Source organism: Shigella sp. FC1967 (assembly GCF_001743005.1).
Taxonomy (GTDB): Bacteria; Pseudomonadota; Gammaproteobacteria; order Enterobacterales; family Enterobacteriaceae; genus Proteus.
Genome location: NZ_MIIZ01001475.1, coordinates 1 through 11,910 on the forward strand (window position 1 = coordinate 1; position 11,910 = coordinate 11,910).

Below are 11,910 nucleotides of genomic sequence, written 5' to 3' on the forward strand. Positions count from 1 at the left end.
TCTGTAAAAAAGATCTACGATAAAAAAATTTTATAATCAACACATTATTGGTAATTTTAACATACTAAAAAATAATAGATGGGAGCATTTTGCTCCCTATATTCAACACTAGCAATGGTAAGTCTATATTTTCTCTAAGTGATTAACTTGACTCTTACTGATAAAAAATAGACTTCTTAACCTAAAATTCTTATTGCTAAATTAATCAGATAAGACTGGTAAAAAAACTTTCTTCAATGGCACCAGTAACTTCGTTTCAATATCAACCTGTTCATAATGTTCAATCAAAGTGCGTACTAAATCATCTAATGTCCAAAGTGATAGAGGGATTTTTGATCGTTCAGCTTCATAGCGAGCATCCTTGGTAAAGCCACCAGTACTGACGTATAAACCTCGGTCATCATGATGGCGTCCACCAATAAAGCTTCTTAAATCTTGGCTGCCTATTTGCCCTTTACGATGCTTAACTTCAACCACAATTCTTGGGTTTTCAAATCCAAAACCGTCAGGCGATGCAATAATATCTTTCCCTCTATCTGAACCACTATTTGGCGAAACTTGGGTTTTATATCCCATCCCACGCAGAATACCGGCAACTAATAATTCCATTTCATCTGCATCAAGGGTAATTATTTTATCTTTTAATACGTTCTAACGCTTGAATTTCCATATCCTTTAATGGATCAGATATCATTTCTTCATCTTCTGCATGTGAAATATCCGCGACTTTACTACTCAAAGATGATGGTTTATTTTGCAATAGTTCCTTCACAGCAAAATCAGGAAGTTTAAAAACGGTCAATGTAGAACCTAGGGTATTTTTGGTTTTAATTGATAAGGTATCCCGATCAATCTCATCAGTATTCCATTTGATCTGACGTGCAATTCCCATCCCCATAGAACAAAGATCAGCACGATATTGAAACTCAGAAACAACCTGCCCTAATAAATAGGTACGGTTAGCAGGTGAATAAGTGATTACCCAATCGCTAACTTTAATTTCATTAATAAAACGCCATACTTGAGATGCGCCTGAACGCGCTGTACCGAGTTTCGTTGCTGGGTCTACTTGACGGTATAATTTCAGTATCTCTTTTCTTGATTGTCCAATTTTCAATAATGGAGCTAAGCCAGACCAGCCTAAACCAACCAGTTCTTTTTCTCGAAAATCATCATATAACTTCCCTGAATCACCACGAACCATCCACATTTTTTTGACTCATCAATTTGTTCCTACTTAAAGATCAATCGGTTAAAGTAAACCCACTAATTTGATTTCAACAATTCATTCGATAGCAACTCCGCTTGCGCCAAGACGGTTTCTGTTGCCAGTGCAGACATATCAGGCGGATAGCCATAACGATTAAGTAGCCGCTTAACGATAACGCGTATTTTTGCTCTTGCAGACTCTTTGATAGTCCAATCTAATGTGACGTTATTACGGATCATTTCAGTCAGTACAACCGCTAATTCCCTTAGCTTTGCTTTTCCGATTAATTCTTGAGCACTATCATTTTCAGCCACAGCCGTATAGAAAGCATATTCATAAGGTGATAAATTCAGGTCATTCGCTTCACTATCAACCTTATTGATATCTTTCGCTAATTTAATTAGCTCATCAATGACTTCAGCTGCCGTCAATATTTTATTTTGGTAGCTTTTAATCGCCCCTGTGAGCATATCCATCAGCTTTTTACCTTGAATAACGCTCATTTTTGTTCGCACATTGATTTCATCTGCTAACAATTTTTTTAAGGTTTCCAACGCGATATTTTTATGTTGGTAATCCTGCATCTCCATTAAAAAGTCATCAGAAAGGATCGATATATCAGGCTTTTTAATCCCCGCAGCATCAAATACATCGACTACCGTATCAGTCACTAAGGCTTGATCAATGGTCTGTTTAACGCGAACTTCCATGCTGTCATCACCGATAATGCCACTTCCTCCAGTTGAATCAAACTTATTCAGTCTGGCTTTTACCGCTTGGAAAAAGGCTATTTCAGGTGCTGCCTCCATCGCTTCAGGGTGTGGTGTTGCTAACGCAAAGGCTTGAGATAAAGCGGTGACCGCAGTTAAAAAACGCACTTTCCCCTGACCTTCATCAATCCCTAAAATAAAATCTTCTGCTTCTAAAATTATGGCTAATTTACGGGATGTGGATGCGGTGAAATATTCACGATAATCAAAACTAAAGAGCATTCCGTCAAGGACGTCTAATTTTTCTTTCATGACCTCAACGGCTTTTTCTTGGGTAAGTGCAGGATCACCTTTACCACCCGCATCTGAGTAAAAAGACAGTGCCGATTTTAAATCCGCCGCAATTCCCAAATAATCGACAACCAAACCACCTGATTTATCTTTATAGACTCGGTTAACACGGGCGATAGCCTGCATTAGGTTGTGCCCTTTCATCGGTTTATCGATGTATAACGTGTGCATACTCGGTGCATCGAATCCCGTTAACCACATATCACGCACAATGACTAATTTCAGCTTATCATCTTCATCTTTCATGCGATTAGCGAGTACTTGCCTGTCTTTCTTCGTCGTATGATGTTTAGCGATATCAGGGCCATCAGATGCGGAAGACGTCATCACGACCTTAATCACACCATCATTGAGATCATCACTGTGCCACTCAGGTTTGAGTGCCACGATTTCCTCATACAATGCCGCAGCAATACGCCGAGACATAGCAACGACCATGCCTTTACCGTGATTAGCATTCGCCACTAACCGTTCATCAAAGTGAGTGACTAAATCTTTGGCGATCGCTTTGATTCGCTCTTTACTGCCAATAATACTTTCAACTCGCGCCCATTTAGCCCGTTGTTGCTGAGTCTGTGTTAAGTCTTCATCTGTGAAGCTTTCATCAAATTCCTCGATCAGCTCTCGTCCTTCATCGCTAATTTTGACTTTTGCTAAACGACTTTCATAGTAGATAGGCACTGTCGCCCCATCTTCTACAGCCTGAGCGATATCATAGATATCAACATAATTACCAAATACCGCGGGAGTATTGACATCTGTTTTTTCAATGGGTGTTCCCGTAAAGCCTAAATAAGTGGCATTTGGTAAAGCATCACGCATATATTTTGCGAATCCATAAACGGTGCGCTTACCGATGACATTACCTTGCTCATCTTTCACATCGACTTCTTTTGCGGAAAAACCATATTGGGAACGATGCGCCTCGTCAGCAATGACAATGATATTACTGCGATCAGACAGTAGTTCATAAACACTACTGCCATCATCAGGCTGGAATTTTTGAATAGTGGTAAATATCACTCCACCCGAGCCAACTTTCAGTAATTCTTTTAATTCTTCTCTATTTTCAGCTTGTTTCGGGGTTTGACGTAACAGTTGTACCGCAGAAGAGAAAGTACCAAATAATTGGTCGTCTAAATCATTACGGTCAGTGATCACCACAACCGTTGGGTTATCGAGGGCTAAAACAATCTTACCTGTATAAAACACCATTGAGAGGGATTTACCCGAACCTTGGGTATGCCATACCACCCCCGCTTTTCTATCGCCTGCTTTTTGTTCTAAAACAAGGTGCTGTTGGTTCCTACCTTGTTGCCGTAACGCTACTTCCGCAGACGGTGAATTCGCATTGACATTCGAGGCACGAATGGTCGAAAGTACCGCCGCATTCACCGCATAGTATTGGTGATAGGCTGCCATTTTTTTGACAGTTTTAATCGAAATGATACCGTTGCTATCTTCCTGTTTACTAGATTCAAACACGATAAAATAGCGGATCATATCTAATAGTGTAACGGGATTAAGCAAGCCTTGAATTAACACTTCTAACTGTGGCTGAGTATTTTTTGCCTCCGTCATGCCATTATGGGTTTTCCATGCCATAAAACGGCTAAAATCAGCAGAAATAGTGCCTGATTTAGCTTCTAATCCATCAGAAATTACGCTAAAGGCATTGTAGGTAAATAATGAAGGAATTTGCTGTTGATAGGTTTTAATTTGATTATATGCCCCTTCAATGGTGGCATTTTCATCAATGGCATTTTTTAGTTCAATCACCACCAGCGGTAAACCATTAATATAGATAATCACATCAGGGCGACGCTCTTTGCGATCTTCCCGAATAGTGACCTGATTGACTACTAGAAATTCATTATTATCAGGTTGATTAAAATCCACCAGCCACACATATTCGCCTTGAGTATTGCCATCTTTACTGACTTCAATGTTAATACCTTCCGTCAGTAAACGGTGAAAACTCAGGTTATTTGCCATTAAATCTGGCGAGTTAATTTGTGTGACTTGTTTTAAGGCTTCCTCACATTTATCTTGTGTTAAATGCGAGTTTAAGCGTTGTATCGCTTCTAATACTTTTTTGCTGAAGAATGACTTGCTGATAAGTACGCAGGGGATTTATACCCGACGGCTCAATGTCTGGGCCATACATATATTCATAGCCTAGGGCTTGTAGCTGCTCAATGGTCATGGTTTCAATATCGGATTCTGTCATTTTTGACATTATTTTGTCATCCTTTAGCAAAAGGGTATAAAAAAGCAGCGCCAAGATACGCTGCCTAATTCGATTATTGTTTTATTTCTTCTGGTGTATAGCTAACGCGCACTTCTCCACTCATTAATTTAGGGAGTAACGTGTCGCGAAGTTTTTCTAGTTTTTCAATTTGGAAACAATTAGTGATAACTCTATCATTTAATGGTTTTACCATTATTTCATAATTATAAATTATGCTTGCTGGTGGAATAACCACGTCTATCTTTTCAAAATCTGATTTGCTGATGGAGCCAAATACAGTACCTTCATCATTAAATTTTTTTTATTTCATCCATTAAATATCTTAATTTAAAGTATGTATAAGTGTACCAATCAGGATTATTTATATGTCTAAATGCTGCAACTCCGCGACCAATACAACACTTGCTTCGTGCCATATTTTGAGCCCCCACAGGAGCTCGTACACTGATTAATGTATCTAGTTTTTGGGCAAACCGTGTCGGTTCCGTTGTATATACTCTTTCTTTAGGAAATCTAAAACCAAAGTCAGCGTTACCTTGAAACATAGGCGTACCAATCTGCTCCTCATTAAATGAAGAGCCTTTAGGCGATTGCCCCATAGTAAAAGCAAACTCATCTTTTAATGTTCCATGTACCCAATCATCCTGAGCTTCTTCAACAAAGCACTGACGAAAAAGTGTTTCTGCCATTGATTCTAAGGTTTTATTTTGACGATGGAGTAAGTCGATTTTGTTATCTAATGAGGAAAGAACGGAAACAATGGCTTTTTGTTCTGTCAATAATGGAACTGGAACATTCATTTCTTTCAACGATGTTAACGGGTTACTAATTGATGGGACTCCAACTTGAGCTTCATATTTAAGTATTTGATACTGACCATAATCAGACTTAAAAAAAGTAGAATAAGAACTCTGAATTAACAATCGACTGATTAACAGTCAACTTCATTCCTGACTGAGAGATAACATAGCGAGAGTATTTATTATGAGGGATCAATGCTACTTGCCCCAATAGTTCCCCTATGCGTAAAAACAAGATCATTAGGTTTACAGTTACTACCGATTAATTCATCTGCTTTTTCATCAGTAAGATAAACAAAGTTACCATCAACATATTTCGCATAATTCATATTAGTACCGCGTATAACTGGTACTCCTGACGGTACAAAGTTATCAGCTTTAATATTTGAGCCAAAAGGCCCCATTGCTATTGCACGTTTATCATCAGATTTAATATCTATAATTTTTTTTGACTTGCCAATCAACAGGAATTTCCCCAAATTCAGTTTGCTGTCTCATATCATCACCTTTGCCAAATTCTCGGCAATTGCTTGATTAAGTTTTGTTTCTTCTTCTAATTGTGCTTCAAATTCGGCTTTTAGTGCGGTAAAACGCTCTTTAAAATCAAAATCATCCTCTTCATCAGCAAGACCCACATAGCGACCTGGTGTTAGCACATAATCCAATTCAGCCACTTTATCGATAGCGACAGATGCACAAAAACCCGCTACATCTTCATATTCGCCATCTTTATTACGCCAATTATGGTAGGTATCTGAAATCAGCTTAATATCTTCATCCGATAACACTTTAGTTCGGCGATTAATTAAATGACCAAGATTTCGCGCATCAATAAATAGAATTTCATCACTACGATCTTGATACACCGATGAGTTATTACGATCACGGCGCATAAACCATAGCGCAGCAGGAATTTGCGTATTTAAGAATAATTTAGCAGGCAGGTTAACAATACAATCAATCACATTCGCATCTTTTACTAATGCGGCTCGGATATCACCTTCACCCGACGTTTTCGAAGTTAGCGCCCCTTTAGCCAGTACCACACCCGCTTGCCCTTTCGGTGACAAGTGATATAAGAAGTGCTGCATCCACGCAAAGTTTGCATTGCCTGCTGGTGGGATGCCATTTTGCCAACGGGCATCTTTACGTAATTGTTCACCTGACCAATCAGAAACGTTGAACGGCGGGTTCGCAATAATAAAATCTGCACGTAAGTCTTTATGAGCATCGTTTAAAAACGAGCCTTCATTGTTCCATTTTACTTGCTCAGAGTTAATACCGCGGATAGCCAAGTTCATTTTCGCCAAACGCCATGTGGTTTGGTTAGACTCTTGACCATAAATGGAAATGTTATCAATATTCCCTTGGTGGGATTCAACAAATTTTTCTGATTGAACAAACATACCGCCAGAACCACAGCACGGGTCAAAAATACGCCCTTCATAAGGCTCTAGCATGTGAACCAGTAAGGAAACAATTGACTTCGGCGTATAGAACTGACCGCCCTGTTTACCCTCCGCTAACGCAAATTCACCTAAGAAATATTCAAAAACATGACCTAGTACATCCGCAGAACGTGATTTTGCATCACCTAGTGCAATATCTCCCACAAGGTCAATTAATTCGCCAAGTACCGTTGCATCAAGGTTTTGACGTGCATAAACCTTCGGTAATACCCCTTTTAATTGCGGGTTATCTTCTTCGATGGCTTCCATAGCATCATCGACTAATTTACCGATATTGGGCTGTTTTGCATTATTGAGTAAATTTGTCCAACGTGCTTTTTCAGGCACAAAGAACACATTGTAAGCAAGATACTCATCACTATCTTCGGGATCTGCCCCTGCAAACTCGCCTTGACCCGCTTTAAGCTTTTCATAGTGAGACTCAAACGAATCAGAAATATACTTTAAGAATATTAATCCCAGCACAACATGCTTGTATTCTGCTGCATCAATATTCTTACGCAATTTATCAGCGGCTTTCCACAGGATAACTTCTAACGGTTCAGATTTGGTTTCTTTCGGTTTTTTAGCCATTGTTCCATTACTTACATCAGTAAAAATAATGGAACTATTGTTACTGATTTATAGCCAGAAATCTAATAAAACAGGCTGATAACTTGCGATAGTTATCAAAAGGGTGGATTATCAGCAAATGTCATATTTCATACTTCAACGCTACTTTCAAATTATGAGTATTAGATAATAATTTTTTCTCAATACCTCTTGAGGCAATAACTGCTTCAAGCTACTATGACTAATCGTTCTTTTTTCAAAAAATCACACTAAATTTTCTACAAAAAGGCTCTCTTTTCCGCATAGCTCTACTCTCCATTTATTTCCATTCAATGTCTATAGTATAAACTTGTAGTTATACGTTTAGTTATACATAAATTTCATTAAAATAAAATATTATTAAAAATCAATTAAATAGATATCAAATTCAACTTACGCCAGCGAATGCATTCGTAAATATTCGAAAATACCTTAAAAAGCCTTAATTCATAACGAGTTAAGCTTTTTTATTATACGTTTATATTCGTTACCTATCGTTTTAACTCGAAAGCTTTGGTAGTATGTTTAGTAGTAAAGGATAGATACTACTATTTTTCTTAACTACCAGTCCTGTCCTTATAAAATCTCTTTATATAGTTATGTTTTTCGCTGAAAAAATGCGTCCTGCTGTCCCAAGGCAGGTTATCGCATTGATATATAAACAAAAAACATAGGACAACACCCCGTCCTCGGCTATTGTCCCAACATTTATAAATCAGTCACAAAAATGACTTAACAACATGATTTAAAATAAAAATACACACTGGGACACTAAAATTAAAATAGGACACACTGTTAAGTAATTTAGTGAAAAAAGAATTAGAGCGGTATGGGTGGGAATAATATCACCGCTTCAATTTGCAAAATGCTACCTGCTTAAAATTCAATTCTACCAATTCGGTATAATTAATATAAATCAGTAGGTTATAGGCTATTCGCTTTATCTCTTTACATCGTTAAAATGTACTAATTGATATAGAAAAAGATAGGTGTAAAAATGCAAAGAGATATACAGAAGATACTTTTACATTGGGGTGGTTGGGTAGTTCGTGGGCGATCTGGCCTTGGCTACTCGTCTGTTGCCGCTGGGTTTAAAGGCTTGGTGAGCCGCACGAGTATTACTAAGCTGTCATGTTGTGACGCGGACGGACTTATTATTGATGGATGTATTGCGAAATTGCGTAATGTTCAGATGGAACAAGAATGTGACTTTATCGAATGCTATTACGCTAAGGGCATGTCCAAACGTTCTATAGGCCGTAAGTATAAGCTGAACGAAATCGAAGTCCGTAAACGCATGGCGATAGCTGAGAGCTTTATCTTAAGTTGCTTAACCGCTGTAGATGAACCTTTAGAGCTAGATTTACTTTATGGCTTTCCCTGCCACCAGCAACGCGTACAGCCACAAAATACCGCAGCTCTTAGATAACCCTGCCCGATATTAGCCATAGCCTTGATTACTTTATTAAGGTAACAGGGATATAGCTTTTAACTTTCAATAGATTACCTTCTCTTTTCGTCTATTAACTTACGGGCTAAAAAAAACTAATATCCGTTGTATAGTATTTACCCTTGGGTAACACAGGATTCCATAGCGTGACACGTTGCACTTAAACGCTACTTTAAGGCCTTATGAATAATGACTATTAGTAATAGACTTGTGGGAAAACTCAGCATTGCAAAAGTAGAAATCAATTCATTTGATTGAGTTAACATATCTGCGATTTCTTGTAGTCCTTGGGGCGTTAGTTGGTCTGACCAAGGCTGATCAAGTTGGTATTTTTTAGTAACCGCATATCCCATATTTAATAAAAAAAGAATTAAATAATTCGTAATTATAATAAATACGGTTAAGGCCCACTTTACTATATTTTTAGCTTTCATCAGGGGTCTCTGCATCAAAAAGTGCTACCAAAAATATCTCCGGATCCCTCAGATGAAATACCGGATGAGCCTACGGTTGATAAGCTTTGGGTTCCCACTTCATAGCCAGATTGCTTAATCCCTTTTTCAGTGGGTTTTCCGCTATTAATATTAGGATATTTTTCTTTAAACACGTCTGTCATTTCAATAATAGCCAGTGAAGAAAAATCGTGTTTTTTACTATCCAGGTAATCTTCTAGCGATAAAGGGATAACAAAAGACTCTTCTCTTTCTATAGGATATTGGGTTCTGGTTGGGGTATAACTGCTATTGAATATTTTTGATCCCCCTGCCTTCAATCCATGGACTGTATGGGTTGTACAATTGCTTGAACTTAAGTCATAGACATCGATTACATGACCGTAATTTTTTGTCGCTTCTCCTGCATTTTGAGGTAACCATGTTGGTTTTGTGCCATTTATCCATAATGAATAGAAATGTTGATATGTTTTGTCAATATCTGCATCATTTATTGAAAAAACACGAGCATTCATTTTGTACAGCTCATTCCTAAAATAATTTCTAGCATCCTCACCTTGTAAATATATAAGAATACCATCACCATCGACGCCACCAGTACCTGTACGCCCGAACCGACCATAAGTAAAAACATGAATATGGTTATCTTTGTGGATTGAAATATAAGAGTGTCTGGCTTCTACTCTTTCAGTCCAAACATAGACCCCATCTGATAGCTTCTCATCAGCTTTATTGCACTCTCTGATAGCATATCCGTTATATGTTGATTGCGAACTATTAAAGTGTTGCTGAGGAGCAATAGGCTTATCTTGTACTATTGGTGGACTATATGCGCGAGGCGTAGGTTCTTCATCATTGCTATAACAATCTTGAATTGAGGGAATAAATCGTGAATGACAAGGGCAAGAGCTGGTACTTTCTAATGTCCCCGCATGCTTCCTATCTTCAAGCCATACACTGCTGACACCCCCAATAATATAATAAGCACCGGAATGTTTACCACAGGTCACCATATCACCTTCACGAGCCCCAGCAACACCATACCATTGCATTGTATTGTATTGTATTGTCACCCGTTAAAATTTGACCGCCACAAGTTGTTTTGTCGCCTACCCGTAAAAATATCCTATAGCCATAGCAATTCCTTTATTATCACTTAAGTTAAATGTCATTGTTGTTTAGCGATAAAGAATTAACAAGTAATTTTTAGCAATTAATGGTGGAAATGATAAAACGAACAGATGGAACAATTAATCAGGGTATAATTCAGGATGTTTAAGGGAGATATCTGCATTTATTATTCGTAGTGTAATCCTGCCTAAGTAGATAGTGTCGTTTTTTGAAACATGTTAAAATTGCATGGTTATATTAGCTTTGCTCTTTTTCCTTGAAAATACCAATTCGGCTCGATAAAAGGACTTCCGCGATAGTCAAACGTAAACGCCACTATAGATTTATATTTACTTGCTTGATATTCAAAAGAAAGAGGGGCATCAGGTAAATAAATATCACCAAGTAACGCATTACAATATTTACAACCATTGGAAAGGTAAAAACCACCCGCAGTTTTACTATAACGTTGTTTTAATTAGCCTATGCCATGCGATTTTAGAACTTCATTACTTATATGCTTGTGTATAAAGGTCTTTGCAATCTTGATTACCAAAAGAGATAAAATCTAGAGCTACATCATCAAGCGAATGTACCCCTATTCCTCGGACACTGTTAGTATTCTTTCCGCAGCACCAACATTTCTCTTTATACAAAATAACCTTAGCTTGTAGCTTTGTATTATTTTGTGGGTGCCAAGCTAACTTTTTTATTTAAAACACCAGTAATGAACTGATCTACTGAAACCGAGAATTGAGGCAAATAGTAATTATTATTTTCGTCCTGCAGCATACCGAACATAGGTAAATCGTAGGATATACAAATATCGCGAAAATAAAATTCTTTGCCTTTTCTCAATTTGTGTAACCAAAGAACTCTATTAATGCCTGACGCTATGTACTTAGCCTGTCGTTCTTTGAATACATCCATGCTCTGTTGTGATAGCTGTACTTCAAATATTAATTGAACATTATTTTTAGTGCAGTAGACATCTGCTATCCACTGTTCGCCTGTTGGCGTTTGACCTGAGCGTTCTGTAGTAACAGACCATCCAGCTTTGTACGCTAACTTTGCAATTAAAAATTTCAGGTATAAGTGATCTGGGCTTTCTCTTGTATACTGGCAATCGCTTTTGGGTTTGTGCGAAAAATGGAAGTTATTTAGCTTACTAGTTTTGGGTATAGCCCCGTGACCACAGCACGACATTACTAGAGTTCGCTTTTTATATGAGTCTTTTAACTCTTCCCATTACCTCTCATTAAAAGTGAATGAGTGGATTTATTGCCCATCTAAAATTGCTTTTATCGGCATGTCCCCTCCCTGAAATGATGAACAGTCAAAGCTAGTATACATAAGTACACTTCCTAACTGGTACAGAAAAGCACAGGTTAAAATTTAATCATACCTATTAGATACAATCCGAGGAGTGCTACAGCATCGGGACGCTGAAAAATAAGCTGTCCTGTGCATTGTCCCATGATATGTACGTTAGGCAGGCATATTAACTATATAATAT

General features: G+C 37.9%; 7 protein-coding genes and 2 pseudogenes. 1 reads left to right on the top strand and 8 read right to left on the bottom strand.

The window, feature by feature from the left end:
* Positions 1–201 precede the first annotated feature (201 nt).
* From BHE89_RS23120 to BHE89_RS23140, 5 genes and pseudogenes are all read right to left on the bottom strand, one after another.
* Positions 202–1,204 (bottom strand): annotated as a pseudogene (locus BHE89_RS23120) (restriction endonuclease).
* A gap of 62 nt (positions 1,205–1,266) precedes the next feature.
* Positions 1,267–4,510 (bottom strand): annotated as a pseudogene (locus BHE89_RS23125) (type I restriction endonuclease subunit R).
* A 302-nt stretch (positions 4,511–4,812) separates the two neighbouring features.
* Positions 4,813–5,445: a restriction endonuclease subunit S gene (locus BHE89_RS23130; protein WP_286146441.1), complete on the bottom strand. Its 633-nt coding sequence runs from the start codon at positions 5,443–5,445 to the stop codon at positions 4,813–4,815.
* Between the two features lie 59 nt (positions 5,446–5,504).
* Positions 5,505–5,786 carry a restriction endonuclease subunit S domain-containing protein gene (locus BHE89_RS23135; RefSeq protein ID WP_128860796.1) on the bottom strand — a complete coding sequence of 94 codons (282 nt, stop codon included), beginning with the start codon at positions 5,784–5,786 and terminating at the stop codon, positions 5,505–5,507.
* 30 nt (positions 5,787–5,816) lie between these two features.
* Positions 5,817–7,364 (bottom strand): type I restriction-modification system subunit M, encoded by a 1,548-nt coding sequence (locus BHE89_RS23140; protein WP_069367790.1) that lies wholly within the window; start codon positions 7,362–7,364, stop codon positions 5,817–5,819.
* A 1,015-nt stretch (positions 7,365–8,379) separates the two neighbouring features.
* On the opposite strand from BHE89_RS23140, the gene BHE89_RS23145 reads away from it, so the two are divergent.
* Positions 8,380–8,811: an antiterminator Q family protein gene (locus BHE89_RS23145; RefSeq protein WP_069367789.1), complete on the top strand. Its 432-nt coding sequence runs from the start codon at positions 8,380–8,382 to the stop codon at positions 8,809–8,811.
* A gap of 188 nt (positions 8,812–8,999) precedes the next feature.
* Here the strand turns inward: BHE89_RS23145 and BHE89_RS23150 are convergent, their stop codons facing one another.
* The 3 genes from BHE89_RS23150 to BHE89_RS26735 all read right to left on the bottom strand — a co-directional run bounded on the left by BHE89_RS23150 (position 9,000) and on the right by BHE89_RS26735 (position 11,600).
* Positions 9,000–9,266, bottom strand: a complete 267-nt coding sequence (locus tag BHE89_RS23150; protein WP_069367788.1) for a hypothetical protein — start codon at positions 9,264–9,266, stop codon at positions 9,000–9,002.
* Positions 9,267–9,280: 14 nt separating this feature from the next.
* Positions 9,281–10,357, bottom strand: a complete 1,077-nt coding sequence (locus BHE89_RS27255; RefSeq protein ID WP_353615163.1) for a PAAR domain-containing protein — start codon at positions 10,355–10,357, stop codon at positions 9,281–9,283.
* Positions 10,358–11,075: 718 nt separating this feature from the next.
* A complete protein-coding gene (locus BHE89_RS26735; protein WP_286146442.1) occupies positions 11,076–11,600 on the bottom strand; it encodes a competence protein CoiA family protein in 525 nt (174 codons plus the stop codon).
* Positions 11,601–11,910 lie beyond the last annotated feature (310 nt).